The 25,397-nt window shown below is 66.5% G+C and carries 30 protein-coding genes; 17 read left to right on the forward strand and 13 right to left on the reverse strand.

From position 1 onward, the window contains the following. Positions 1-148 precede the first annotated feature (148 nt). A complete protein-coding gene (locus tag RJT48_RS15025; RefSeq protein WP_425604724.1) occupies positions 149-754 on the forward strand; it encodes a DUF7384 family protein in 606 nt (201 codons plus the stop codon). A gap of 90 nt (positions 755-844) precedes the next feature. On the opposite strand, the gene RJT48_RS15030 is transcribed toward RJT48_RS15025, so the two are convergent. Further along, positions 845-1,435 (reverse strand): 50S ribosomal protein L15e, encoded by a 591-nt coding sequence (locus RJT48_RS15030; RefSeq protein WP_311173159.1) that lies wholly within the window; start codon positions 1,433-1,435, stop codon positions 845-847. A gap of 224 nt (positions 1,436-1,659) precedes the next feature. Here RJT48_RS15030 and RJT48_RS15035 point away from each other — a divergent pair, with 224 nt between their 5' ends. The 7 genes from RJT48_RS15035 (at position 1,660) to sufU (ending at position 8,688) form a co-directional block, all read left to right on the forward strand. Further along, positions 1,660-1,974 (forward strand): EMC6-like membrane protein, encoded by a 315-nt coding sequence (locus RJT48_RS15035; RefSeq protein ID WP_311173160.1) that lies wholly within the window; start codon positions 1,660-1,662, stop codon positions 1,972-1,974. 3 nt (positions 1,975-1,977) lie between these two features. After that, a complete protein-coding gene (locus RJT48_RS15040) occupies positions 1,978-3,807 on the forward strand; it encodes a ribosome biogenesis/translation initiation ATPase RLI (RefSeq protein WP_311173161.1) in 1,830 nt (609 codons plus the stop codon). Positions 3,808-3,897: 90 nt separating this feature from the next. Then, positions 3,898-5,175, forward strand: a complete 1,278-nt coding sequence (gene sufS, locus RJT48_RS15045) for a bifunctional cysteine desulfurase/selenocysteine lyase SufS (protein ID WP_311173162.1) — start codon at positions 3,898-3,900, stop codon at positions 5,173-5,175. Between the two features lie 146 nt (positions 5,176-5,321). Further along, entirely contained in the window at positions 5,322-6,869 is a 1,548-nt protein-coding gene (locus RJT48_RS15050) for a TrkH family potassium uptake protein (RefSeq protein ID WP_311173163.1), read from the forward strand. A gap of 147 nt (positions 6,870-7,016) precedes the next feature. Next, positions 7,017-7,589 carry a mechanosensitive ion channel family protein gene (locus RJT48_RS15055; protein ID WP_311173164.1) on the forward strand — a complete coding sequence of 191 codons (573 nt, stop codon included), beginning with the start codon at positions 7,017-7,019 and terminating at the stop codon, positions 7,587-7,589. 71 nt (positions 7,590-7,660) lie between these two features. Further along, positions 7,661-8,170, forward strand: a complete 510-nt coding sequence (locus RJT48_RS15060; protein WP_311173165.1) for a hypothetical protein — start codon at positions 7,661-7,663, stop codon at positions 8,168-8,170. A 95-nt stretch (positions 8,171-8,265) separates the two neighbouring features. After that, entirely contained in the window at positions 8,266-8,688 is a 423-nt protein-coding gene (sufU, locus tag RJT48_RS15065) for a Fe-S cluster assembly sulfur transfer protein SufU (protein ID WP_311173166.1), read from the forward strand. A 22-nt stretch (positions 8,689-8,710) separates the two neighbouring features. On the opposite strand, the gene RJT48_RS15070 is transcribed toward sufU, so the two are convergent. The 3 genes from RJT48_RS15070 to RJT48_RS15080 form a co-directional block, all read right to left on the reverse strand. Next, positions 8,711-8,956: a hypothetical protein gene (locus RJT48_RS15070; protein WP_311173167.1), complete on the reverse strand. Its 246-nt coding sequence runs from the start codon at positions 8,954-8,956 to the stop codon at positions 8,711-8,713. A 345-nt stretch (positions 8,957-9,301) separates the two neighbouring features. Next, entirely contained in the window at positions 9,302-10,498 is a 1,197-nt protein-coding gene (rtcA, locus tag RJT48_RS15075; RefSeq protein ID WP_311173168.1) for an RNA 3'-terminal phosphate cyclase, read from the reverse strand. 37 nt (positions 10,499-10,535) lie between these two features. After that, positions 10,536-10,988: a universal stress protein gene (locus tag RJT48_RS15080; RefSeq protein ID WP_311173169.1), complete on the reverse strand. Its 453-nt coding sequence runs from the start codon at positions 10,986-10,988 to the stop codon at positions 10,536-10,538. A 124-nt stretch (positions 10,989-11,112) separates the two neighbouring features. Between RJT48_RS15080 and RJT48_RS15085 the strand changes: the two genes are divergently transcribed. Next, positions 11,113-11,352 carry a PQQ-binding-like beta-propeller repeat protein gene (locus tag RJT48_RS15085; protein WP_311173170.1) on the forward strand — a complete coding sequence of 80 codons (240 nt, stop codon included), beginning with the start codon at positions 11,113-11,115 and terminating at the stop codon, positions 11,350-11,352. A 56-nt stretch (positions 11,353-11,408) separates the two neighbouring features. On the opposite strand, the gene RJT48_RS15090 is transcribed toward RJT48_RS15085, so the two are convergent. Then, positions 11,409-11,930: an archaemetzincin family Zn-dependent metalloprotease gene (locus tag RJT48_RS15090; protein WP_311173171.1), complete on the reverse strand. Its 522-nt coding sequence runs from the start codon at positions 11,928-11,930 to the stop codon at positions 11,409-11,411. 39 nt (positions 11,931-11,969) lie between these two features. Between RJT48_RS15090 and RJT48_RS15095 the strand changes: the two genes are divergently transcribed. Then, positions 11,970-12,398 (forward strand): UPF0146 family protein, encoded by a 429-nt coding sequence (locus RJT48_RS15095; protein ID WP_311173172.1) that lies wholly within the window; start codon positions 11,970-11,972, stop codon positions 12,396-12,398. A 150-nt stretch (positions 12,399-12,548) separates the two neighbouring features. Here RJT48_RS15095 and RJT48_RS15100 read toward each other — a convergent pair whose 3' ends face one another. The 4 genes from RJT48_RS15100 to RJT48_RS15115 all read right to left on the reverse strand — a co-directional run bounded on the left by RJT48_RS15100 (position 12,549) and on the right by RJT48_RS15115 (position 15,229). Then, on the reverse strand, positions 12,549-13,085 hold the full coding sequence (locus RJT48_RS15100) for an Hsp20/alpha crystallin family protein (RefSeq protein WP_311173173.1): 537 nt from the start codon (positions 13,083-13,085) through the stop codon (positions 12,549-12,551). A gap of 110 nt (positions 13,086-13,195) precedes the next feature. Next, the gene (gene pheA, locus RJT48_RS15105) at positions 13,196-14,002 is read right to left on the reverse strand and encodes a prephenate dehydratase (protein WP_311173174.1); all 807 of its coding nucleotides are present in this window, start codon (positions 14,000-14,002) and stop codon (positions 13,196-13,198) included. Between the two features lie 68 nt (positions 14,003-14,070). Continuing rightward, a complete protein-coding gene (locus tag RJT48_RS15110; protein WP_311173175.1) occupies positions 14,071-14,637 on the reverse strand; it encodes a metal-dependent hydrolase in 567 nt (188 codons plus the stop codon). 73 nt (positions 14,638-14,710) lie between these two features. Further along, a complete protein-coding gene (locus RJT48_RS15115; protein WP_311173176.1) occupies positions 14,711-15,229 on the reverse strand; it encodes a CinA family protein in 519 nt (172 codons plus the stop codon). 209 nt (positions 15,230-15,438) lie between these two features. Here RJT48_RS15115 and RJT48_RS15120 point away from each other — a divergent pair, with 209 nt between their 5' ends. Together RJT48_RS15120 and RJT48_RS15125 are read left to right on the forward strand one after the other, a co-directional pair. Next, positions 15,439-16,602 carry a pyridoxal phosphate-dependent aminotransferase gene (locus RJT48_RS15120; protein ID WP_311173177.1) on the forward strand — a complete coding sequence of 388 codons (1,164 nt, stop codon included), beginning with the start codon at positions 15,439-15,441 and terminating at the stop codon, positions 16,600-16,602. Positions 16,603-16,683: 81 nt separating this feature from the next. Next, the gene (locus RJT48_RS15125; protein ID WP_311173178.1) at positions 16,684-17,997 is read left to right on the forward strand and encodes an ArsA family ATPase; all 1,314 of its coding nucleotides are present in this window, start codon (positions 16,684-16,686) and stop codon (positions 17,995-17,997) included. A gap of 44 nt (positions 17,998-18,041) precedes the next feature. Here RJT48_RS15125 and RJT48_RS15130 read toward each other — a convergent pair whose 3' ends face one another. After that, positions 18,042-18,941, reverse strand: a complete 900-nt coding sequence (locus tag RJT48_RS15130; protein WP_311173179.1) for an SDR family oxidoreductase — start codon at positions 18,939-18,941, stop codon at positions 18,042-18,044. Positions 18,942-19,096: 155 nt separating this feature from the next. Between RJT48_RS15130 and malQ the strand changes: the two genes are divergently transcribed. From malQ to RJT48_RS15150, 4 genes are all read left to right on the forward strand, one after another. Beyond that, positions 19,097-20,611 (forward strand): 4-alpha-glucanotransferase, encoded by a 1,515-nt coding sequence (gene malQ / locus RJT48_RS15135; protein ID WP_311173180.1) that lies wholly within the window; start codon positions 19,097-19,099, stop codon positions 20,609-20,611. Positions 20,612-20,711: 100 nt separating this feature from the next. After that, positions 20,712-21,662, forward strand: a complete 951-nt coding sequence (locus tag RJT48_RS15140) for a DNA-3-methyladenine glycosylase family protein (protein WP_311173181.1) — start codon at positions 20,712-20,714, stop codon at positions 21,660-21,662. Positions 21,663-21,770: 108 nt separating this feature from the next. Next, a complete protein-coding gene (locus RJT48_RS15145) occupies positions 21,771-22,265 on the forward strand; it encodes a DUF555 domain-containing protein (protein WP_311173182.1) in 495 nt (164 codons plus the stop codon). A 150-nt stretch (positions 22,266-22,415) separates the two neighbouring features. Next, positions 22,416-22,787 carry a truncated hemoglobin gene (locus RJT48_RS15150; RefSeq protein WP_311173183.1) on the forward strand — a complete coding sequence of 124 codons (372 nt, stop codon included), beginning with the start codon at positions 22,416-22,418 and terminating at the stop codon, positions 22,785-22,787. A gap of 232 nt (positions 22,788-23,019) precedes the next feature. Here the strand turns inward: RJT48_RS15150 and RJT48_RS15155 are convergent, their stop codons facing one another. Further along, positions 23,020-23,256, reverse strand: a complete 237-nt coding sequence (locus tag RJT48_RS15155) for a UPF0058 family protein (protein WP_311173184.1) — start codon at positions 23,254-23,256, stop codon at positions 23,020-23,022. A 257-nt stretch (positions 23,257-23,513) separates the two neighbouring features. Here RJT48_RS15155 and RJT48_RS15160 point away from each other — a divergent pair, with 257 nt between their 5' ends. Then, positions 23,514-23,921, forward strand: a complete 408-nt coding sequence (locus RJT48_RS15160; protein ID WP_311173185.1) for a translation initiation factor IF-2 subunit beta — start codon at positions 23,514-23,516, stop codon at positions 23,919-23,921. Positions 23,922-24,020: 99 nt separating this feature from the next. Here the strand turns inward: RJT48_RS15160 and RJT48_RS15165 are convergent, their stop codons facing one another. Together RJT48_RS15165 and RJT48_RS15170 are read right to left on the reverse strand one after the other, a co-directional pair. Beyond that, positions 24,021-24,200 carry a DUF7836 family putative zinc-binding protein gene (locus tag RJT48_RS15165; RefSeq protein WP_311173186.1) on the reverse strand — a complete coding sequence of 60 codons (180 nt, stop codon included), beginning with the start codon at positions 24,198-24,200 and terminating at the stop codon, positions 24,021-24,023. An 82-nt stretch (positions 24,201-24,282) separates the two neighbouring features. After that, positions 24,283-25,287, reverse strand: a complete 1,005-nt coding sequence (locus tag RJT48_RS15170) for a transcription initiation factor IIB (RefSeq protein WP_311173187.1) — start codon at positions 25,285-25,287, stop codon at positions 24,283-24,285. Positions 25,288-25,397 lie beyond the last annotated feature (110 nt).

Below are 25,397 nucleotides of genomic sequence, written 5' to 3' on the forward strand. Positions count from 1 at the left end.
GTCGTTTGGTCTGCCGTGCCATACTTAAAACTGCGTCAGACGGGGGGCAGACTTTCGGGCTGCGGAACCGGCAGACGCCGCGGAGATTTTCCCCGAATTGGCAGGTGGAACGCGAGGATACTTGGGTGTGGGAGACACTCCCGGATGTATGGACTCGTGGCGGCGACTCTTCGATCGTGCCGACGGCTGGGACGTCGACGAACCGGACGTGTCGGCGGCACTTTCGACCGTACGCGACGACCGACAAGCGGCGTCCGACGCCGCAGAGGAGCGGCCGGCGCCACCGGTCGAGTCGGGGCCCGCCCGCGTCGTCGCCGACGCCGACGTGCTCGCGGCGGACCTCCTTGTCGGTGGCGACGCCCGCCGTGCGCTCGATCCGCTCCGCTCGCACTCCTGGACGACGCTCCTTTCGAGCGAGCGCCTGCTGGCCGACGCCGAGGCTGTGATTGCCAACCTCGCGGATCCCGATCTGGCGGCGGACTGGCGCGAACGCGCCGCTGCGTGGGTCGATCTCGTTTCCCACCCCGCGGGCGATCATCCGGCGCTGGCTACCGCCTACCGCGGGGGGGCGATGCACCTGCTTTCCTTCGACGACCGGCTGCTCTCCGCGAAGGCGGGGGCGACCCTCGGGAGCCGGCTGTCGGTCAGCGCGCGGCACCCGCGCGCGTTCGCGACGCTGTTCGACGCCGAGAGCCTCTACCGGGAGGTCGTCGGCGGGGAGTACCCCGGGGCCGATCGTGACCCGCGGGAGTGACCGCCGGACGCTGCCGAGGGCAGTCGCTGGACAGTAGTGCGCGAAAGAAATGCGGTATCTCGCAGCGGGTGACCGCCGCGCCTGCTGTCGCTATTTGCCGCGGTTCCGCCCGGCGGACACGCTCGGTCGCGTGTGCTCGGCACCTTTGCCGCGGTTCTGGAGGCCGCGGTTCGATCGGCCGGCGTTGGTCAGCCCGCGGAAGGCGCGGCCCTTGTGGTCGTCGCTGCAGATCCAGTTGAGGTCGTCGTCGTTCTCGATCGCGGGGTGCTCGGGATCGACGAGGATCACTTCGTGCCACTTCTGGGAGCCGTCCTCCCCGACCCAGTAGGAGGCGAGCGTCCGCAGGTTCGGGTACTTGCGGGCGGCGCGCTCCTCGGCGATGCGCTGGATGCTCTTGCGGCGACCGATGCGGTTGACGCCCTGCCGCTTGCTGCGGCGGCCGGCGGTAAAGCGCTGCTTCCGGGCCCCGCCCTTGCGGACGGAGACGCGCGCAACGACGATGCCCTGCTTGGCCTTGTAGCCGAGTTCGCGGGCCTTGTCGAGGCGCGTCGGTCGGTCGATGCGGACGATGGCGCCCTGATCGCGCCACTCCTGCTTTCGCTGCCACTGCAACTCGGCGACTTTCCCGTCGCCGGGTTGCTTCCACGCGTCCTTGATGTGTGAGTAGAAGCTTCGTGCCATAGGTTCACCACGGGCGCTTGCGATTCGGGCGGCGTTCGACGCCGACCCACATTTCGTCCCGATCCCTCGGGTGCCCGCTGGCGTCCCGTCCGACCAGCGAGTTACCGCTACTTCCGTCGTGGCGGTTTTAACCACTTCGAATGCGACCCGCCACGAGCGCGACGGTTCGGACTCCCCATCGGCGGAACGAACGGCTTTTGACGCCGGGTGTCGGAAGCGTAGGTATGGCTACGGAATCGCAGGGCGGGCTCTCCGATCACCTCCGGGGAGTCACGGTCACCACGCTCGCCTGCCTCGCCGGCATCGCTGCCGCGCTGGCGTCGGCCAGGTTCGTCGGGACCGACGTCGCCGCCGCGGCGAGCCAGCAGTCGCTTTTGCTCGTCGGGGCGCTGATCCTCGCGCAGTTCCCGATTCTGCGCGTCGTCGGCATCGATATCTCCGAGTTCGGCGCCAAGGACTACCTCTACGTGGCGTTTATGACGTTCACGCTGTGGTTCATCACCTTCGGCGTCCTCCTGACTGAAGGAGTCACGGTGTAATCGATGGCGGACGACAGTATCGCGGTCGTCGACCTGGATCGATGCCAGCCCGACCGCTGCAGTTACGAGTGTGCGAACTACTGCCCGCCGAACCGGACGGGGCAGGAGTGTATCGTCACTCGCGGCGAGCACTACGAGGACGACGAACCCTTCGACGGCGACCCCGACCAGATCCGCATCTCCGAGGAGATCTGTCTGGGTGAGACCTGCGGCATCTGCGTCGAGAAGTGTCCCTTCGACGCGATCGAGATCATCAACCTCCCGACCGAACTCGAGGACGATCCGGTCCACCGCTACGGCGAGAACACCTTCGCCCTCTACGGGCTGCCGGTTCCCGAATCGGGCACCGTCACGGGCATCCTCGGCCCGAACGGGATCGGGAAGACCACCGCCGTCCACGCTCTCGCCGGGGAGATGATCCCCAACCTCGGCGACCACGAGGCGGAGGCGGAGTGGGAGACCGTTCTCGACCGGTTCCGCGGGACGGAACTGCAGACGTACATCGAGCGGGTGCAGGACGGTGACGTCACCATCGCCCGGAAGCCTCAGTACGTCGACCAGCTGCCGAACCAGTTCGACGGGACGACGAGCGAACTGCTCGCGTCGACCGACGAGCGCGGCGCGCTCGACGACCTCATCGACCGGCTGGGCATCCGCCCCGTCGTCGACCAGCCGCTGGATACGCTCTCCGGCGGCGAACTGCAGCGGGTCGCGCTCGCGGCCACGCTCGCCCGCGATCGGGACTTCTACTTCCTCGACGAGGTGTCGCCGTACCTCGACATCGGCCAGCGCGTCACCGCGGCGCGGCTGATCCGCGAACTCGCCGAAGACGAGGACCGCGCGGTGCTGGTGGTCGAACACGACCTCGCCATCCTGGATCTGCTGGCGGACTCGCTGCACGTCGCCTACGGTGAACCCGGGGCGTTCGGCGTCATCACGGACCCGAAGTCCGTCCGAAACGGCATCAACGAGTACCTCACGGGCTATCTCTCCAACGAGAATATGCGGATCCGCCCGGGCGAGATCGAGTTCCAGGAACACGCGCCGCGGGAGACCTCGAAGTCGACGCCGCTCGTCGACTACCCGGCGCTCGCGAAGTCCTACGGCGAGGGCGAGTTCTCGCTCGAAGTCGACCCCGGAACGATCTACGAATCCGAGGTACTGGGCGTCGTCGGCCCCAACGGGATCGGGAAGTCGACGCTCGCGAAACTGTTCACGGGCGCGCTCGAACCCGACGAGGGCGACCTCGACTTCGAGCTCGACATCTCGTATAAACCGCAGTACATCGACATCGACCAGCCGATGCGCGTCGACACGTTCCTCTCGTCGATCACGGACGACTTCGGCACCTCCTACTGGAAGACCGAGGTGTCCAAGCCGCTCCAGCTCGACCGGATTATGGAGCGGAACCTCGAGGACCTCTCGGGCGGGGAACGCCAGCGCGTCGCCATCGCGGCGTGTCTCTCCGAGGACGCCGACCTCTACGTGATGGACGAGCCCTCCGCGCACCTCGACGTCGAGCAGCGGGTGCAGGCGACCACCGCGATCCGGCGATACGCCGAGAACCACGACGAGACGGTGCTGGTCATCGACCACGACATCTACATGATCGATCTGCTCGCGGATCGGCTGATGGTGTTCGACGGCGAGCCCTCCGAATACGGTCACGCGACGGCTCCGCAGGAGATGCGCGCGGGGATGAACGACTTCCTCGCGGATCTGGACATCACCTTCCGCCGCGACGAGCGGACCCAGCGGCCCCGCATCAACAAGCCGGAGTCCCAGCTCGACCGCAAGCAGAAGAAGCAGGGCGAGTACTACTACGCGCCGTAGGCGGTTCTCGGGACGCTTCTGCCGGATCGGCCCCCTCATCGCCTGCCACGACCGAAGGCGTGTTAGTGCTGGGGCCGCTATGAGGTCCCAATGGGAACCCAGGAAACTTATCCGATCGACGTTGCGGGCATCCGCGAGGACTTCCCGATCCTCGACCGGCAGGTCGGCGGCGACATCGAGACGCCGGGCGAGACGGCCGAGGACACCCGCCCGCTCGTCTACCTCGACAACGCGGCGACGAGCCAGACGCCGAAAGCCGTCGTCGAGTCGATCGTCGACTACTACTACGGCTACAACTCGAACGTCCACCGGGGGATCCACCACCTGAGCCAGGAAGCCTCGGTCGCCTACGAGAAGGCACACGACCGCGTCGCGGACTTTATCGGCGCCGCGGGCCGCGAGGAGATCATCTTCACGAAGAACACCACCGAGTCGATGAACCTGGTCGCCTACGCGTGGGGCCTCGCGGAACTCGGCCCCGGCGATACCGTCGTGCTGACCGAGATGGAACACCACGCCTCGCTGGTCACCTGGCAGCAGATCGCAAAGAAGACGGGCGCCAGCGTCGAGTACATCCGCGTCGACGACGAGGGGCGCCTCGATATGGACCACGCGGCGGAACTGATCGACGACTCGACGGCGATGGTGTCCGCCGTCCACGTCTCGAACACCCTCGGGACGGTCACCCCCGCCGCCGACCTCGCCGATCTGGCCCACGACCACGGCGCGTACATCTTCGTCGACGGCGCGCAGTCGGTCCCGACACGACCGGTCGATGTCGAGGCGATCGACGCCGACTTCTTCGCCTTCTCGGGCCACAAGATGCTCGGCCCGACCGGGATCGGCGTCCTCTACGGCAAGGAACACCTGCTCGAGGAGATGCAGCCGTACCTCTACGGCGGCGAGATGATCAGAAGCGTCACCTACGAGGACTCGACGTGGGAGGACCTCCCGTGGAAATTCGAGGCGGGCACGCCCGTCATCGCCCAGGGGATCGGGCTCCACGCTGCGATCGACTACCTCGACGACATCGGGATGGACCGTGTGCAGGCTCACGAGGAACTGCTCGCGGAGTACGCCTACGACCGACTGACCGACTTCGACGACATCGAGATCTACGGCCCGCCGGGCGACGAACGCGGCGGCCTCGTCGCGTTCAACCTCGAGGGCGTCCACGCACACGACCTCTCGAGCATCCTCAACGACCACGGCGTCGCGATCCGTGCCGGCGACCACTGCACCCAGCCGCTGCACGACAAACTCGGCGTCGCCGCCTCGACCCGCGCGTCGTTCTACATCTACAACACGAAAGACGAAATCGACGCGCTCGTCGACGCCGTCGACGACGCTCGGCAACTGTTCGCCTGATCCAGCACGCGCGGCAACTGTTCGCCTGACGCGTCGCTGTCGGCGTTCTGTGGGGTCCACTCTTCGATTCTCGCCGTCGGCTTCGGAGATTCCGTGAGGTGCTCCCGAAACGACCATTTGCCCCCGCCAACGATTCAGGATACCTGATGGTTCAGTCGCCGAGCACGTACGTCGACTACCGGGTGAGCATCGCATACGTCGGCACGGTGCTCAGATACCTCGGCGTGACGCCGCTGTTTCCGCTCGTCCTGGCGGTCTACTACGCCGAAGATCCGCTTCCGTTCGTGGTTACGAGCGCTGTGATGGTCGGCGGGGGCGCACTCGTCGAACGGGTCGATTCCGACGAGGAGCTGGGTAACCGGGAGGCGTTTCTCCTCGTCAGCCTCGCGTGGCTGGTGGTGCCGCTTGCGGGGACGATTCCGTACCTCGTCGCCGGCACCGGCACTGTCGCGACCCCGATCAACGCGCTGTTCGAGAGTATGAGCGGCTTTACGACGACCGGTGCAACCGTTCTCGGCGAGATATCGATCGAGCGACACGGGCACGCGATGCTGATGTGGCGGCAGCTCACCCAGTGGCTCGGCGGGATGGGGATTCTCGTGTTGATGGTCGCGATCCTCCCGCAACTCTCCGTCGGGGGCGCCCAGATCATCAACCAGGAGTCGCCGGGGCTCTCGATGGAGAAGCTGACACCCCGCATCCAGGAGACCGCACGCGCGCTGTGGGGGATCTACGCCGGCCTCACCGTCGTCGCTGCCATCGTCTACTACGGGCTCTACGTGAGCGGGGCGGCGCCCAATATGGACCTCTACAACGCGGTCGCACACGCCCTCACGACGTTGCCCACGGGCGGCTTCTCACCGGAGGCCCGGAGCGTCGAGGCCTTCGCCCCGGTCGTTCAGTGGACGTTTATGCCCTTTATGATCGTCGCAGGCACGAATTTCGCGCTGTTTTGGTACGTGCTTCGGGGCCAGCCCCGCCGGCTGACTGGCAACACCGAGTTCCGCGGGTACCTCCTCGCTATCGCCGGCGTCGGCGCGCTTCTTTCGGCGGTGCTCTTTCTCGGCATCGGACTCGCCGGGACGCCCTCGAACGTCGGTCTCATCCCGGGGAACCTCGAGGACGCGCTCCGACAGGGGCTCTTTCAGACCGTCGCCATCGTGACGACGACTGGCTACGCCAGTATGGACTTCAATACGTGGGACGCCTCCGCCCAGACGATCCTCCTTTTCGCGTACTTTCTCGGCGGTTCGGCGGGATCCGCCGCCGGTTCCATCAAGATCATTCGATGGGTGCTCGTGCAGAAATCCATCGGCCGCGCCCTGTTCACCTCCATCCACCCCGAGGCGATCAAACCGATTCGGCTGCGGCAGGGCGTCGTCGAAGAGGAGACGGTCCTGGACGCGGTCGTGTTCGTGTTGATCTTCCTGCTACTGTTCGTCGTCTCGACGGTCCTTCTGTTCCTCGATAGCTTCCGAACCCCCGACCTCTCGCTGACCGGACTCGAAGCGATGAGCGTGGCTATCGCGACGCTGGGGAACGTCGGTCCCGGATTCGGCCCTGTCGGACCGATGAACAGCTTCCTGCCGTTTTCCGACGCGGCGAAACTCTATATGATCTTCCTGATGTGGATCGGTCGGCTCGAGATCCTCTCGGTCCTCGTCATCTTCACGCCGGCGTTCTGGCAGCGGTGACAGCACCAGTGCTCCGCGCGGTCGGAGTGGCAGATCGACACAGCGTCCCCTCTATCGGCCCGCAAGCCGCGGCTGACTGCTCTCGGGAAGTCGCAGGCGATCCCCGACCGTAGTTATTAGTTGCTCACCCGTCTCTCACCGGCACCGATGCCCACCCTCGTCCGGTTTCTCGTCACCACGGTCGAGCAGACGCTCAACGAGTTCGGCGCGGGGCTGCAGGCGGCCGCGCCGACGGTCCTGACCGGCCTCGTCTTTCTCGCGATCGCGTACGTGGGGATCCGGCTGCTCACGGCTGTGCTCCGGCGAACGCTCGAAACCGTCTATCCCGTCGAACAGCGGCTCGTGGTCGACCTCACGGTGACGATTGCGAGCGTCTTCCTCTGGTTCGGGGCGGCGCTGACGCTCCTGAAGATCTTCGGGATGGGCGAGATCGCCGCCAGCCTCGGCACCGCGGCCGGGTTCATCGCGCTCGGCATCTCCTATGCGCTCTCGAATATGATCGCCGACACCGTCGCTGGGGTGTATCTCCTCCGGGACCCCGATTTCAACCCCGGCGACGAGGTGAAGGCCGATCCCGTCACCGGTACCGTGATGACGATCGAACTCCGGAAGACCCGATTCCGGAACGCCGAGGGCGAGACGGTTGTCGTCGCCAACCGCGACGTCGAGAAGAAGTGGACGCAGATCGGAGCGGCAGGCGAGACTGACTCGTCATCCTGACGCGCGGGTACCAGTCGAGTGCTAGCAGTGCTCACTATCTGGTTTAATATAATGCTCAGCATACTAACGGTATGGAAGCCTTACGCTACAGTACTCAGTTCCGATGGTTCGGTGTCTTTCTCGCCTTCCTCGTGATCACGAGCGGCGTCGCGACCGCACAGTCCGCACAACCCGAGTGGGCAGACGAGGCGTTCGCGGAATTTGGCGGGATGGTCGCAACCTACAACGAGTCGATCACGGCGGTCGATCTGGGGGTCGCGGGCGACCAGTTGGCGAACGAGCGGGTGAACCTCGTCGTGACGGGCACCGACGGGGAAACGGCGACGTTCTCATTCCGGATGGACGGCCAGTTGCGGATGACCGAACTGGCACAGGAGTCGCGCTCGGACGCGACGCTCCGGATGTCAACGGACAGGGAGACGTTCAACGAGACGCTCACCGCCGACAACCCCGCGATCGTCTTCCGTGACGCCGTCGCGGGCGGCGACATCAGGTTCTCGGGTCTCGGGACCGGGAACGCGATAAAGTGGACCGTCATCAACTCGGCGGCGGGTATCGCGCGGATGCTCGGGCTATTCTGAGAGCCGCCACGCAGCCGTTTCCGCCTCGATTCGGGGGCTCGCTGTCGACCGTCGGCGGAACTCTTTTGCGCCAAAGCGCCGTATTCCCGCTAACAATGGGAATGGGCTCGGATATGTATCGGCAGCAGATCCTGGATCACTACAAGAACCCCCGGAACAAGGGCGAGATGGCGGATCCGGACTTCTCACACACCGGGGAGAATCCCTCCTGCGGCGACACCATCACGATGAACGTCAGCCTCGAAGACGACGGGGAGACGATCGAGTACGTGACGTTCACCGGCGACGGGTGTGCGATCAGTCAGGCCTCCGCGAGTATGCTCTCGGAGCGACTCCAGGGGACGACGCTGTCGGAACTGGACGCGATGGGGACCGACGATATCACGGAGATGCTCGGCGTCGACATCTCGCCGATGCGGATCAAATGCGCCGTGCTCGCCCGGCAGGTGGCACAGGACGGGGCTGCGATTCATACCGGGGACGTCGATCTCGACCGGACGACGACCGAAGAAGACTGACCTGCTGTGTCGCGGTCCTCGGTTACTGTTCTTCGCCGTCGAGCAGGAGTTGCTCGAGCGGCGATCGGCCGAACTGGTAGACGCGGACGTTCGAGAACAAAAGCAGCGCCCCCAGGACGACCCAGAGGCTGCCGACGGCCGCGGCCCATCCCCAGCCGGTGAACACGCCGACGAGGCCGTGCAGTGCCCAGATTCCGACGCCGAGGGCGATGAGGAGCGCGCCGGCGGGAACGCTCGTCTCAGCGTACGACGATTCGTTCGTCTGCATACCTGACAGTAGTACGAACTTATGATTAAAATCACCGCTCTAATTATCATATTTGAATTTTGAGCTATAGTAGCGTTTGCAAGTCTTCACTCACACAATCGCACGCAGTCGTGCGATCGGATGAGCAATCAGTTGCAAACGCTACTATATTAACTGAGAGAGATCTCCGCTGGGGGCAGTCGACGAAAGCGAAGTCTCCGCAGGATAGAGACAGTGGACGGGTGCCGGCGGTTCTCCCGACTGATACTGATTACTCTCACTGTTTACCACCGAGCGCCGCCAACGGGGGTGGCGCTCGGCGGGAAGAGACGAGAGTAATCAGTATGAAAACGAGTCCGAGCGGGGCTATCTGGGCGCCGAAAGCGTCGCGGGGCCGTCGCCGGAGCGATTCTCGATCGACACGTCGTACCCGAACGATCGGACGAGTGCGACGTTGGTCCGAACGTGGTCGGTGACGCGTGGGATCTTGCTTTCCCCGCCGGCGAGCGCGAGCCACACGACGAGTTGATCACCGAGATGTTCGTCGACCGGCGCGTCGGTTCGGTGCCACGCCACCGCGGCGTCGACGGCCTCCGCGGCGACGTCCTCGGCGGGCACGCCGCGCTCGCCGTGAGCAACGAAGCCTGCCCGTGGGCGCGCTCGGATCGCATCATCCTCCGCCGGCATCTCGGAGGGGCTCCCGGCATCGCCCTCGGCGACGAGTGTGATGACCGCACCGGTGGAGTCGGACTCGACGTATCTCGCTGTCGCATTCAGGGTTGCCTCGTCGAATCGCTCGCGCTCCGAAAGCAGCGACAGGGCGGCCTCGGCCATCCGGTCGGCGACGTCGCTGTCTTCGAGGTCCCGGGTGGCGACTGCCCGAGCGGAGAGCCGGGAGACTGCCGGCCGGCCGCCCACGACAGTGGCTGGTCTCTCCGGGAGCAGGATCGGCGACAGCGTCGACGGACGAATGTCGAGAGCGAGTTCGCCGCCGCCGGCGGGATAGAACCCGCGTCGGTTCACCGAGACCGTGGCCTCGAGGCCGCAGGTCCGGAGCAGCGGAAGTTTGACGTGCCGGAGGTAGTCCGTCGACGGCGACCACTTCACGTCCGTGCCGCCGCCGAGTCGGAGGCGTATCGGCGCCGCCAGCCGCCCGGCGAGCGGGAGCACCGTATCGGCGATCAGCGTGGCGCTGCCGGCGGTGCCGACGTCGACGGCGATCGGTTCCGACAGGTCGTCGTCCATCGCCGACACTGTCGGCCCCGATCGCCCGCTCTGCAGGGTCTCGCCCTCGAAGTCGCCGGTGTCCGGTTCGATCGCTTCGTCGGTGTCCGTCCCCGGATCGAAGGTCAGCGTTTCGGCACCAACCTCGGCGCCGTCGACGTCCGCGTCGGCCAGCGACGCGAGGAGTTCGACGCAGGCGAGATGCTGGCGCTTCAGTCCAGGGTTCGGTCTGTCGGCCCGGACGTTCTCCATCCGGAACGGCTGCCCGTGGACGACCGAGAGCGTCAGCGCCGTACGGACGAGCTGCCCGCCGCCGTCGGTCCCGTCGAGTTCGAGCATCAGTGCCGTCTCACGGGACGGCCGGATCGGTCGGGCGTCACTTCACTACCGTCACTGGAACGCTCGCGTGTTGGACGAGTCCCTTCGCGACGCTGCCGACCATCCCCTCGACGCGCCCCGACAGCCCGCGGTGGCCGACGAAGATCGACTCGACTGCCTCCGCTGCGGCGTAGTCGGCGACGCTGTCGACCGGGTCGCCGTAGAGGAGTGTCGTCTCGACGGCGACGTCCGCCGCCTCGACCCGTTCTCGGGCGTCCGCCAGAACCTCCTCGCCCCGCTCTTCGGCCACCTCGACGTTCTCCGTGTAGATCCGCTCTCCCACCTCGGCGTTCGTCGGCGCTTCCTCGCCCGTCCCCTCGACGAGGACGCGTGGCTCGACGGCGTACGCAACGATCAGGGACGCGCCTGTCTGTCCCGCGAGGTCGATCGCGTATGCCAACGCGTCGTCGCTCGCCTCTGATCCGTCGACGGCGACAAGATACTGGCTCATAGGTGCGCCTACGGTCGGCACTCGTTTATATTGTTGGCTGCCACCCGGTTCCGCAGTCCCTCGAATACGCACGGAAACCGCTACAATCATCGTCGTGGGGCCTGTTGTTCTCGTAACGACATCTATGACCGAACCCGGAACGCTGCGGTGGCGCTTCGAGGCCGGCGATGCCGTCTCGTCGGTGACGGTCTGCGAGGACGCGGTCTACGTCGGGGCCGGCGAGAGCGTGTACGCGCTCGATGCCGGGACGTCGTCCGACGGGGCGACCGAGACGCGAGTGTACGAGGGCTGTCCGAACTGCGGCGCGCGACCCCCCGGCGAGGACGCGGCGTACTGTCCTTCCTGCGGCGAGCGGCTCCCGTAAAACCGGGCTTCGAGCCTCGTGAAAACCAGCTTCGGACCCAGTACCCGGTACACCGATCAGTACAGCAACTGACTGCAAGTGCCGCAGAGGTTCTCCTCTTTGACGTCGACTTCGCGAACCGTCGGCGAGAAAGACATCACACACTTGCTGTTGTCGCAGTGCTCCAAGCCGAGGGTGTGGCCGATTTCGTGGACGACTTCCTTCCGGACGCGGTCGGCGAACACCTCCGATTGGGGCTTCGTGGTGATCCCGCCGTCGGAGGAGGTCTGTAGGCGGTGTGTGGAGATGACGGAGCCGTTGCCGTTCAGGTAGGCGAGCCCGAAGACGTAGTTCCGGCGGCGATAGAAGAGATCCTGCGCCGTGATGCCGATGTTCTTCTCACCCGAGCCGACCCGGCTCGCCAGTTCGATGAACTGCTCGGCGCGGTACTGGTTGCGGCCCCGGTCGAACGCGCCGTCGGGGACCGACTGCTCCTCGTGGACCGTGACGTCGCAGTCGTAGACCCCCCGGAGTGCGGCCGACGCTTCGCGTTTGACCTGCCCGGGGAGATCCCCGATCGGCACGATGTCGACGAGCATAGCAGGGCTTAAGCAGGGTGGATTGATAAATATCCCGCCGTGAGGACTGCTCGCGAAGCCGCTCTCGTCTCCCGGTTTTCGGCGTACGGCGCTGCCGTCGAGATCGGGATCGGTCGCCGCCCGACGGTCGCCGCAGCGTTGGCCGACGCCGGCGTGACGGTCACCGCGACGGACGTCGTCGACCGCCGGGAGAGCGACGGCGTCGAGATCCCGTCGTCGGTGTCGTTCGTCTGCGATGACGTCGTGGCGGCGAGCGAGCGTGCCGACCCCGGCGCAGCCTACCACGCGGATCTCGTGTACGGGCTGAACCTTCCCCCAGAACTGCACCGGCCGACGCTCCGGGTGGCACGGGCCGTCGACGCCGACTTCCTGTTCACCACGCTCGGCTACGACGCGCCGACGGTGCCGTGTGCCAGCGAGTCGATCGCTGGCGGAGAGACGCTCTACGCGGCGCGGGAGCGGTCTTGATACTGATTACTCTCGTCTCTTCCCGCCGAGCGCGGTAAAGGGGGATCGCTCGGCGGTAACAAGTGAGAGTAATCAGTCTGAGCCTTCGTTCGGGGTTGCCGCCCTTCCGATACGAAAAAACCGTTTCCCGTCTCCACCCTGGACGGATGTCTACTCCACGTCGATGCGCTGTGCGTCGTCGGCGTCGGCGGCCAGTTTGGGGAGCGTCACGGTGAGCACGCCGTTTCTGTAGGTCGCGCTCGCGTCGTCGGCCCGGACGTCCCCGGGGAGGCGTACCGAGCGCCGGATCGAGTCGGTGTGGCGCTCGCGGCGGACGTAGTGGCCCACTTCGTCGTCATCGCCCGCTGTCTCCGCGATGTCGTCCCCGCTCGTTGTCTCCGCGATGTCGTCCCCGCTCGTTGTCTCCGCGATGTCGTCCCCGCTCGTTGTCTCCGCGATGTCGTCCCGGCTTGCCTCGATGGTCAGCACGCGATCCGCCACCGCGAGTTCGATATCGGACTTCTCGAAGCCCGGGACGTCGACGGCGACGACGAACGCCTCCGGCTCCTCGCGGAGGTCGATGGCCGTTCCGCGGCCGAACATCCGCGCGCCGTCGATACTGTGGCTCATCTCCTCGAGCTGTCGGGTCATTCGCGCAAACAGGTCTTCGAACTCGAACTCGTCGAAATCAGGGGTGCGTCGCATCATTACGAGTACATAAACGCTGTCTGAGGAGATAAAGCCGCCAGGAACCGTGATCGCAGATCGCACGCTTCTACTCCTCAAAACGGGATATTCGGTCAGTACGGCACGTGCCGTCAGTACAGCACGTGCCGTCTGTCGTATGAGCCGAGGCGCTTCACCCAGCCGTCCTCGGCGATCTCCTCGATGTCGTCGAGGGCTGCCTGTGCGCGTTCCTCGTAGAGCCCCGCGTCGAAGTCGATGTGGAAGAGGTAGTCGCCGAGGCGGTTCCCGCTCGGGCGGGATTCGATCCGCGAGAGGTTGATATCGCGCTCGGCGAAGGCTTCGAGCAGTTCGAGCAGGAGCCCCGGGTAGTTGGCGTTCGGGTAGACGACGATCGTGGACTTGCCGCCGCCAACCGAGCGCTCGTCGGCCGGTGCGACGACGAAAAAGCGCGTCGCGTTCGAGGAGCGATCCTGGATGTCTTCGGCGACGACAGTGAGATCGTCGCCGGCGTTGTCCGGGTGGCCGATCCCCGCGACGGTGGCGTCCTCGCGGGCGTACTCGACCCCGGCGGCGGTGCTCGCGACGGCTTCCAGTTCGGCGTCCGGGTACTCGCGTTCGAGGTACGACCGACACTGCGCGAGCGCCTGTGAGTGCGAGGCGACGGTGTCGAAGTTCGGCGACTGCGCGATGAGCGCGTGGCGGATCGGCGTGACGAGCTCTTCGACGACCGCGATCTCGGCGTCCGCGATGGCGTCGAGCGTCTCAGTGACGCTCCCCTCGATGCTGTTCTCGATGGGAACGACGCCGCGATCGAACTCCCCGCGGTCGACCGCGGCGACGATCGCCGAGACCGACTCCCGGAACGCGACGTTGTCGTCGACCGCGCGTGCGGCCCGATGTGAGTACGTCCCCGCGGGACCCAGCGTGACTACCTGCATAGCGCCGTGTACTGGGGGGGTTCACAAAAGCCCGTCGGGGACGGCAGCGGGGCGCCCCCCGTCGCCTTTTAGACTCCGATCACGGTTCGGAACATCCCCGCGGCCTGCGTCAGCGAGGTGTCGAGCGCGAAGACGTAGTTGTGCACGGCAGCGAGCACGGCGAGTTCCAGCATCGTCACCAGGACGGTCACTCTGGTCGCCCACTCGCTCGAGGTCGCCACGCCAGTCGGCACCTGGTACTCGGCCGACGAGAGCGGGTAAAACAGCGCGATCCCGCGCTTGGAGCCGACCATATCGAGCAGATAGTGGGTCGCGACCCCGATCCAGACGAACTGGAGGTTTCCGAACAGGTAGGGGAAAGCGATGAAGATTCCCAGCATCGGGAGGTTATGCAGCGTCTTCCGGTGGCGGCCGAACGCGGTGTCGATATCAGGGGCCAGTGCCCCGAGAGTCACCGGCACCGACAGTTCGACGATCATCAGCGCGACTCCGGTGACGACTGGCAGGACCGTGCTGACGGTGACGTTGCCGTCCGGCCCGGCGAACACTGGGCCCGCCATCGGATCGATCGCGAGGATGACGCCCAGGCCGATCGCCAGGAGCGCCCCGTTGAGAATGTGCCCGTCTTTGTTCATCGAGTGGGACTCTGCAAGCCGCCCCTACAAACGTTGTGCTCGGGCGCTCGTGTTCGTCCTTCGCTTTCTCTCTTCACTCCCGCGCTTCGACCGCTTCGAGCAGCGTCTCCAGTGCCTGCCGGGCGATCTGCTCTTTGATCTGCGTCCGGGTCCCGTCGAACTCGTGGCGCTCGACCCGGGTGTAGGAGTCGCCCGTCCCCCACTCGCCGCGGTACGCGAGCCCGATGTAGACCGTGCCCACCGGCTTTTCGGGCGTCCCGCCCTCCGGTCCGGCGATTCCGGTCGTCGCGACGCCCCAGTCGGTCCCGGCCGTATCGCGGACGCCAGCGGCCATCTGCCCCGCGACCGACTCCGAGACCGCGCCGTGGTCGTCCAGCGCCTCCCGTGAGACCCCCAGCGCGGTCAGTTTCGCCGCGTAGGAGTACGTGACCACGGAGCGATCGAAGTACGCCGACGAGCCCGGGACGTCCGTGAGCAGCGAGCCGATCAGCCCGCCCGTACAGGATTCGGCGACAGCGACGGTCGCATCTACTTCCCGGAGTGCGTCGCCGACGCGCTCTTCGACCGGCGGCGCCGATTGGAACTCTCGCATAGGCCGAAAGATACGGGCCGCCGACAAAAGACCGTCTCCCGCGTCTCGCCCGACCGTGTGGTCGGCACTGTCCGTGTCGGAAGACCAGGGCCGTGCGCGTCGAAAGACCGGTGCCGCCCACGTCGAAAGACCGGTGCCGCCCACGTCGAAAGACCGGGGGCGCCCACGTCGAAAGACACACTTCCCCGGCGGCCGTCGCCGGGCACGAGATGAGCGACAGCGGCGACAGCCGGCGCGGCACCGGGGACGACACTGGAGAGCCAGACGACGCCTACGACGAACCGCTCTTCCAGCGCGTCATCGGCTACGCCGCTGCCGCCGACCGCGACGTCGTCGATATGGTCTCCGGGCACCCGGACTGGGAACCGCCGGCCGCGCTCCGGGAGGGGCTCCGAGACTACGCCGACAGCGACCCGCCGGAGTTCCAGTACCAGCCGAGCGAGGGCCTTTCAGAGCTTCGGGAGTCGATCACGGCACGTCGGGGCGTCGACGAATCGCGACTCATCGTCACCAACGGCGCGGGCGAGGCCAACTACCTCGCGATGGCCCGAGCGATGGAGCGCGACGCCGGCGCGGAGTTCGTCGTGACCGACCCAGTCTACCCGTACTACCCGGCGCGGGCGCGGATGTTGGACGGAACGACGACTCGCGTGTCCGTCCGCGAGGACGGCCACCTCGACGTCCCGGCGATACGGGCGGCCGTCTCAGCCGACACCGCGGCGGTCGTGCTCAACAACCCGAACAACCCGACCGGGGCCGTCTACGACCCCGCGGCCGTCGAGGAGATTGCCGAGGTCACGGCGACCCACGACGCCCTGCTGATCGTCGACGAGGTGTACGACCACTTCGATTTCACCGGGCGCTTCGAGAGCGCGCTCACCCTCGACCGCGACCACGTCGTCGTCACCGCGTCGTTCTCGAAGTCGCTGGGGATCACGGGCTTCCGCGTCGGCTACGCGGTCTTCCCGGAGGATCTCGTCGAGGAGGCGGGGACGCGTCATATGCTCGTGAACCTCACAGGGAGCCGGCCCGCACAGGAGGCCGTCGCGAAGGCGCTGCAGGAGACGCCGCCATCGTACTACGAATCGATCCGCGACACGCTCCGCGAACGGATCGACGACTTCACGACCGCGCTCGACGCCGCCGGCGCCGACTACACGACGCCAGAGGGCGCGTTCTACGTGTTGGCTCGCTTCGAGGGGTTCCCCGGGACGCTTTCGAACGTCGAGCGACTGATCGACGAGGCCGGCGTGGCGGGAATGCCCGGCGAGGCGTTCGGCAGCGCCTACGACGAGTGGATCCGCTTTACGCTCTGTACCGACCGGGCGGCCGAGGCGGCCGATCGGCTCGCGGCCTACTTCGCGGACCGGTGAGTCGATCCGCCGCCGACCGAAACCGCCCGCGACGGCCGCGACACCGAGAAGTACACAAGTCCCCACCTCGTCGTCCCGCGTATGTCGAACACCGACGCCGACGCCGTCGACGAAGAGCAGACCGTGGAGGGCGATCCGCCGGACGAGGAGAGCGAGGCGGACCACGACCACACGATCGACGTCGAGGTCGTCGAGGACGCGGGGGGCGGCGATAGAGCGACTGGCGAGGAGCCGGTCGAGCGCGTCGACGACGCGACGTCGCTCCCCGAGACGGTCGACGCGCCGGAGTACGTCCTCTACGGCGGCAAGGGCGGCGTCGGCAAGACCACGATGGCGGCCGCGACGGCGCTGGCATCGGCGTCGGCCGGCACGGCCACGCTCGTCGTCTCGACGGATCCCGCACACTCGCTGTCGGATACGCTCGACGTGGACATCCCGGCCGAGCCGACGAGGATCCGCGAGAATATGCCGCTGTACGCCGCCGAAATCGATCCGGAGGCGGCAGTCGGCCCGTTCGCAGGCGACGCCGGCTCCGGCAGCGACAGTGGCGCCGGCGGCGCTGGCGGATTCGGTCCTGGCGGAGGCGACAGCGGCTTCGATCCCGAGGCCGACGGAGACGAGAACCCCTTCGAGACTGGTGGCGGAGCCGGTAACGGTGCTGGTGGGCCCGGCGGCGCGGGCAGGTCGCCGTTCGGCGACCTCGGCGGGATGGAGGAACTCCTCGGCGGCGGGATGGACCCTGGTTCGATGCCCGGTGCCGACGAGGCGGCGGCGATGCAGCAACTGCTCGAATACCTCGACGACCCGCGGTTCGACCGCGTCGTCGTCGACACCGCGCCGACGGGTCACACCCTCCGCCTGCTCGAACTCCCGGAGCTGATGGACTCGATGCTCGGGAAAATCGCCAAACTCCGCCAGCAGTTCTCCGGGATGATGGCGGGCGTCAAGGGGATGTTCGGGATGGGCGGCGACGACGACGCCGCGCCCGACCTCGATGAACTCCGCGAGCGAATCGAGCGACTCCGGCGGGTCCTCCGTGACCCCGCGAAGACCGACTTCCGCGTGGTGATGGTACCCGAGGAGATGAGCGTCGTCGAGACCGAGCGGCTCGTCGACCGCCTCGACGGCTACGGGATCCCCGTCGAGACCCTCGTCGTCAACCGCGTGATGGAGAACCTGGTCGACGTGACGAGCGCCGACGTCGACGACCGGTGGGTGGTCTCGCCGGATCTGGAGGGCTGTGAGTTCTGTCAGCGGCGCTGGGAGGTCCAGCAGGAGGCGATCCAGCGAGCGACGGACCTGTTCCGCGGCCGCGACGTCAAGCGCGTGCCGCTCTTGGCCGAGGAGGTCCGCGGCGAGGCGGCGCTGCGTGTCGTCGCCGCCTGTCTGGAGTAGTCAGCCCTCGTCAGCGGACGTCCGGTCGGCAGAAATCCGGTCGATCAGAGTTTCCTGAGGTATCGGTAGGCGGTGTCGAGCCACCGCGAGGGTAGGTGTCGCGCCAGCACCGTAACCCGCGCGGCCGTCCCCGGCTGGTAGCGCGCCCGCGGCTTCGTCGAAGAGGCAGCGTCGACGATGTCCTCCGCGACGCGTTCCGGCGAGATGGCGCCGAGGCCGCCGCCGCCGATCAACTGCGTCTCCGAGAAGAGTTCGTAGAAAGACTCGTAGGCGCCAGAGCGCTCGACGCCGGGAATCTCGTCGCTGTCGTCGTCGGTCCTGTCGCTCCTGTCGCCCGATGCGCCGCCGTCGCTTTCGGCACCGTCGCCGTGGACCTCCCGCTGGACACGGTCGGTGAAGTTCGACTCCACGGGACCGGGCTCGATGATAGCGACGTCGATGCCGTACTCGTCGACCTCGTTTCTGAGCGCGTCGCTCATCGCCTCTAAGGCGAACTTCGAGCCCGCGTAGACGCCGCCGCCCGGGAACGAGAGCCGCCCGGCGGCGCTCGAGACGTTGACGATCGTCCCGTCGCCCTGCTCCCGCATATGCGGCAGCACTGCCCGGATCAGTCGATGGGGGCCGTAGACGTTCACGTCGAACTGTCGGTGGACCTTCGCCGTGGGGACGTCTTCGAGCGGCCCCATCTGCCCGAATCCGGCGTTGTTGACGAGACAGGAGATGTGTCCCTCCTCGTCGACGATGCGGTCGACCACCCGCTCTACGTCGTCGCCGTCGGTGACGTCGAGCGTCGCGATGCGGCAGCCGCGTTCGCCGAGCGTCTCGATGTCGGCGGGGTTGCGGGCGGTCGCGTAGACGCACCAGTCCTCCTCGAGGAAGGCGAGGGCCGTGGCGCGACCGATGCCGGACGAACAGCCGGTGATGAGGACCGTCTTCGGATGCACGGCTGTCGAGAGGGGCCGCGCGGTGTTAATTGTAGGCGGTTCGTCGCGGCGATGGTCGTCTCTCGCGGCGAGGGCGTCTCTTGCGGCGGCGGCCCGCTCTCGCGACGGGCCGGCCCGACCGCATCCTTAACGTAGCTCCCGCGGGAGGTGCGAGTATGCGATTCGATCGACGCAGTGGCGTCTTCCTCCACCTCACCTCCCTGCCCGGCCCCCACGGTATCGGCGACCTCGGCGACGGCGCCCGGGCGTTCGTCGACTGGCTCGCGGCCGCAGAGCAGTCCTACTGGCAGTTCTGTCCGCTGGGCCCGACGGCCTCGGTCCACGGCGACTCGCCGTACCAGTCGTACTCCGCGTTCGCGGGGAACCCCCTGCTCGTGAGTCTGGACCGACTCGTCGACGCCGGCTATCTCGACGCGTCGGCGGTCGACACGGCGCCGGGATCGGGGACCGATTCGACACCCGAGTTCTCCCCGCACCACGTCGACTACGACCACGTCCGCGAGTACAAGCTCCCGCGGCTCCGTGACGCGGCCGAGCGCTTCCACGCCGACGCCGACGCTACCGACCGCGAGGCCTTCGAGGACTTCTGCGAGCGCGAGTCAGAGTGGCTCGACGACTACGCGCTGTTTATGGCGTTGCGGACGCGCCACGACGGTTCGTGGACGTCGTGGCCGGCGCCGATCCGTCGCCGCGACCCCGACGCGCTCGCGGCGGCCCGGGAGGACCTGGCCGACGAAGTTGCCTACCGGAAGTTCGTCCAGTTCACCTTCGACCGCCAGTGGCGCGACCTCCGGGCGTACGCCGACGAGCGCGGCGTCGACCTCGTCGGCGACCTCCCGATCTACGTCGCGCTCGACAGCGCCGACGTGTGGGCCAACCCCGAGGTCTTCGATCTGACCGACGATCTCGACCCCGCCGCAGTCGCCGGCGTCCCGCCGAACCCCGGCGACGACGGGCAGCGCTGGGGAAACCCCGTCTACGACTGGGAGACCCTGCGGGGCGAGGGCTACGAGTGGTGGCTCGCCCGGATCGAGCGCCTGCTCGAACTGGTCGACGTCACCCGCATCGACCACTTCAAGGGATTCGACGAGTACTGGGCGATCCCCGCCGACGCCGATTCCCCGGCCGCGGGGGAGTGGCGCGACGCGCCCGGCCACGACTTCTTCGAGACCGTCGAAGCGCAGGTCGGCGAACTGCCGTTCGTCGTCGAGGATCTCGGGTTCGTCGACCAGAGCCTGGTCGACCTCCGCGACCGGTTCGGCTTTCCCGCGACGTGCGTCCCGCATTACGCCGACTGGTGCCGCGAGGGCGACCGCTACCAGCCGATGCACTACCCCGAGAACAGCGTCGGCTACACGTCGACGCACGACACGAACACGATGGTCGGTTACTACGAGTCGCTCCCGCCACAGCAGCGGGACTGCCTGGCGTACAACATCGGCGCCGACGCCTCGGAGATCCACTGGTCGATGATCGAGGCCGTCTGGCGCTCCGATGCCGTCCTCGCGTTCACGACGGTGCAGGACGTCCTCGGCCTCGGGGAAGACGCGCGGTTCAACACGCCCGGCACCGCGACGGGGAACTGGACCTGGCGCTGCACCGCGGCGGCGTTCGAAGACGACCTCGCGGAGCGACTCGCCCGCCTCACGGACGAGCACATCCGGAACTGACGGGGTCGACGGCGTCGCGGTCCGTCTCCCGTTCCCCCTTGCGTGCAACTGCTGTCACGCATCGAAATCGCCATCCCTCTCGCGTCCCTCCGGTGTGACGATGACTGCCGACCCCGACCCGGCCGTCGGTTCTCCCCTCGAATCCGGCGCGATCGATCTGTCCCAAATCGCCGGCCCGTTCGACCTGCAGGCGACCGTCGAGAGCGGGCAGTCGTACCTGTGGGACCGCGCCGACGGGCGGATGTACGAGTCGATGGACGTCCACAGCGGCGACGCGTGGTACCGGACGGTCGTCCCGCCGATCGACGGCGTCACCGACGAGCACGTCGCCGTCCGGATCCGGCAGCGCGACGGTCGGCTGGAGTGGGAAGCGACTGCAGATCCCGTCCCGCTTCTGACGCACCTGCTGCGCCTCGACGACGACCTCGATGCCATCTACGACGCCGCCCCCGACGACGACCTGATCGAGCGAGCGTTCGACGCCTACCGCGGGATGCGGCTCGTCCGCGACCCGCCGTTTCCGTGTCTGATCTCGTTCATCTGTTCGGCGCAGATGCGCGTCGCGCGGATCCACGGAATGCAGACCGCACTCGCCCGGGAGTTCGGCGGGGAGTACCGGCTGGGGTCGGAGACACTCGACGCGTTCCCCGAGCCTGCACAGCTGGCCGCGCGGAGCGAGGCGGAACTCCGCGACCTCAAACTCGGCTATCGCGCGCCCTACGTCCAGCGGACGGCCGAGATGGTGGCCGACGGTGAGGCCCACCCCGCCGAGGCGGCCGGTCGCTCCTACGAGGCGGCCCGGGAGTACCTGACGCAGTTCGTCGGCGTCGGCGAGAAGGTCGCCGACTGCGTCCTGCTTTTCTCGTTGGACTACCTCGAAGCGGTCCCGCTGGACACCTGGATCCGGACGGCCATCGCCGAGCACTTTCCGGACTGCGATCGCGGGAACTACGCCGAGACGTCGCGGGCGATACGGGCGCGTCTCGGCGGCGAGTACGCCGGGTACGTCCAGACGTATCTGTTCTACTACCTCCGGGCGCGCGCAGAGTGACTGCCGCTGGGGGCACAGTTCGAGCGTGCGAGGCGTGGCCAGGTGGGGTGGCGTCGGCTCCCACCAACGGGCGAATCTTTGATGCCGCAGGCCGTTGTACGTACAGGTATGGACTGCAGAGTCGTCGTTGAGGCCGCCATCCCGGTGTACGACGTGACGACGCCCGACGAGGCGATTCGCATCGCTATCTCGAAGACGGGCGAGATGCTCAATCCGGACCTGAGCTACGTCGAGATCTCGATGGGGTCGCGGACCTCGCCCGAGGGCGAGGAACTCCCCCCGGCGTTCATCGCGGCCGACGAGGCCCTCGTCGCTCTCGAACTCGAGATGACCGTGTTCAACGTCGAACGGGAGCAACACGCCTCCCGGATCGCGCGCAAGGAGATCGGCCAGCGGCTCGAGAACGTCCCGCTGAAAGTTTTGATTGTCGAGGTGATCGACGGCGAAGGGGACGAAGATGAGGACGATACGGGGAACGAAGACGAGGACGGCGATGGGGACGAAGACGAAACGACCGCCGACTCAGCCGAGGGATCGACGGGCGATGCGGACGACGACGAGGACCTCATCCCCGAGTTCGACGAACTCGTCGACGACGGGTGAAGCGGCCCCGCGTGACGATTCCGGTGGTCGCGGCTTCCTCTCGCTCTCGCACCGGCGACGACGGCGGTTCTCCCGAGCGGATCCGGACGTCCGTCCAGGTTTCGGACGTCGACCGATAGTATCGTGTACTTCGAGCAGTCAGTGACACCTATGACGAAGGAGACGCTTTACGAGCGGCTGGGCGGCCGCGACGGAATCAGTGCTGTTGTCGACGAATTCTACGATCGGCTCGTCGAAGACGAGTCGCTGGGCCCGTTCTTCGAGGACGCCGATCTCGAACGGCTCAGGCGCACCCAGACCGATTTCCTCTGTGAGGCTGCAGGCGGCCCGGAAACGTACGATGCCGAACCGGTCCGCGAGGCGCATCTCCACGTCCCGTTCACCGAAGCCCACATCGCGCGGGCGGTCGAGATTCTCTCCGAGACGCTCGACGAATACGAGGTGCCGGACGAGGATGCCGAGAAGGTCGTCCAGGCGATCGCACAGTATCAGGACGAGTTGCTGGCGCGCCCCGACGACTGATACTGATTACTCTCGTCGATTCCCGCCGAACGCCGCAATGGGGGTGGCACTCGGCGGTAAACAGTGAGAGTAATCGGTATGAGCCTCCCGCGCCGGCTGAATCTATCAGTGTCCGAGGGAGAGGCGTACCCTGATCGGAAACGAGAACGGCGGGAGAAAGACGGGGGTCATCCCCAGGTCGGCGCTGGCGCTGGTCGGTGTAGCACAGGGAGGATGCGGCGAGATGTCGCGTTCAGTCGGCAGTCGCTGCGACGGGGTCCTGCTCCGCCTCGTCGAGCGATCCGGTGATTCCTTTGATCAGTTTAAATACGGCGGCTTTGTGATCCGTCTTCGATTTGTGGATCGATGTCGGTCGGACGCCGAGTTCGTTGTATGCTTCCAGCGGCACTTCCTCGTTCTCCCACGATTCGACCTGGGTGTGTACCTCCGCAAGCAGGCCGTGAAGGTGGATGAGCTCCTGCTTTTTCATAAGCAACCAAAGGTTGAGACTGGAAGAATATATTATTATCCTGAGTATCGTTAACAAACGCCTGGCGAATATTGGGGCGAAACGGCCCGATTCGGCGGATTTACTGTGTTCGATAATGAACGATTCCCGTCACTGTGGAGTAAGTGATCGCGGTTTCTCTCCCCGGAAGGCGTAACTATATAAGTACTGACGGCGCGCGGCTCGGGACGCGCCTGGACATATGAACGTTTTACATCGCGCGTCTCCTACCGCGCCGTATGGATTACGAGGACCAGCTCGATCGAGCGCTCGAACAGTCCCCGGAGATCGCAAGCGGCGGCGACCGGTTCGAGGTTCCGGACCCGAAGGTCCGCCCGGAGGGGAACGTCACCGTCTGGGAGAACTTCGAGGCGGTCCACGATCGGCTCGCCCGCGACCCCGATCACCTGATGCGCTTCCTGCAGTCGGAACTCGGCACGAGCGCGCAGATCGACGACCGGGGACGCGCCCGGTTCACCGGAGACTTCAAACAGCAACGGGTCGCAGACGCCTTAGAGGCCTACGTCGAGGGCTTCGTCACGTGCAGCGAGTGCGGCTCGCCGGACACGCGTCTCGTCGACGAGCGGGGGACGACGGTGCTGAAGTGTGACGCCTGCGGGGCGCTCTCCTCGGTGCCGGATATCTGAGACTGACTTCTCTCCCTGTTACCGCCGAGCGCCCCACCGTTGACGGCGCTCGACGGGAAGAGACGAGAGTACTCAGTATGACGAGAGCCGCAGGAACCGCTACTCGAACTGTTTTACTGCGTCGAGGTCGCGTTCGGTCCGCATAAACTCCGCGAGTCGGCGCGTCGCACCGCAGGACGAACAGGTGAAGTTCTCGCGGTGATTCGGCAGCGACGTCGGCTCCGCTTGCCAATCTTTCCCACATTCGGGACACAGGAGTCTCACAAACGCTTCGACCATAGTCGGACCGAATCCCGGTACGTCAATAAAGGTTGGTGCGTCGGCCAGTGGTCACGGAGACTGTCTGACTGCGAGGTCCCGATCAGGCAACGATGCCCGCGTCGCCGGCTTCCAGCAGTTCCTTGTAGCGGTTGCGGATCGTGACCTCGGAGACGTTGGCAACGTCGCTGACCTGGCTCTGGGTTACTTTGTCGTTCGTCAGCAGAGCGGCGGCGTAGACTGCAGCAGCCGCGAGGCCGACCGGCGACTTCCCCGAGTGGATCGCGGCGCGCTTCGCGTTCCGGAGGAGCTCCCGGGCCGTCCGCTCGGCCTCGTCGGAGAGGCCCAGTTCCGAGGCGAACCGGGGGACGTACTGCTCGGGGTCGGCGGGTTCGACCTGGAGCGAGAGTTCCCGGACCACGTAGCGGTAGGTCCGCGTCAGTTCCATCTTGTCGACGCGGGAGACGCGCTCGATCTCGTCGAGCGACCGGGGGGTGCCGGCCTGGCGGGCCGCAGCGTAGAGTGCCGCGGTGGCGACGCCCTCGATCGACCGGCCGGGGAGCAGGTCCTCGTCGAGCGCGCGGCGGTAGATGACCGACGCCGTTTCCCGGACGTTCTCGGGGAGGCCCAGCGCCGAGGCCATCCGGTCGATCTCGCCGAGGGCCTGCTTGAGGTTCCGCTCTTTGGAGTCGCGGGTGCGGAACCGCTCGTTCCAGGTTCGCAGCCGCTGCATCTGCTCGCGCTGCCGCGACGACAGGGAGTTGCCGTAGGCGTCTTTGTTCTGCCAGCCGATGTTCGTCGACAGCCCCTTGTCGTGCATCAGGTTCGTCGTCGGCGCACCGACGCGGGATTTCTGATCGCGCTCGGCGCTATCGAACGCACGCCATTCGGGCCCGCGGTCGATCGAATCCTCGTCGACCACGAGTCCACAGTCCGTACAGACGGTCTCGCCGTGTGCCTCGTCGGCGACGAGCGTGCCACCACACTCCGGACAGACCTGCGTCTCCTCCTGCTCTGTCTCCTCGCTCGTCTGTTCGGTCGATCGGTCCTTCTCGCTGGCCTGCGGTGTGCGGCTCTCGACGTACTCTCGGGTTTCTGTGTTGCTCATAGTGGGGGAGTGTTCGTTCGCGGTCGGGAAAGAGTGAGAGAGACGTCCCGCCGGAACTGAACTTACTATCTGTAAGTCTCTCAAGTATATAAACCTTCCTAAAGCTGTTT

The organism is Halobellus ordinarius (assembly GCF_031823395.1).
In the GTDB taxonomy this organism is placed as follows: Archaea; Halobacteriota; Halobacteria; order Halobacteriales; family Haloferacaceae; genus Haloquadratum; species Haloquadratum ordinarius.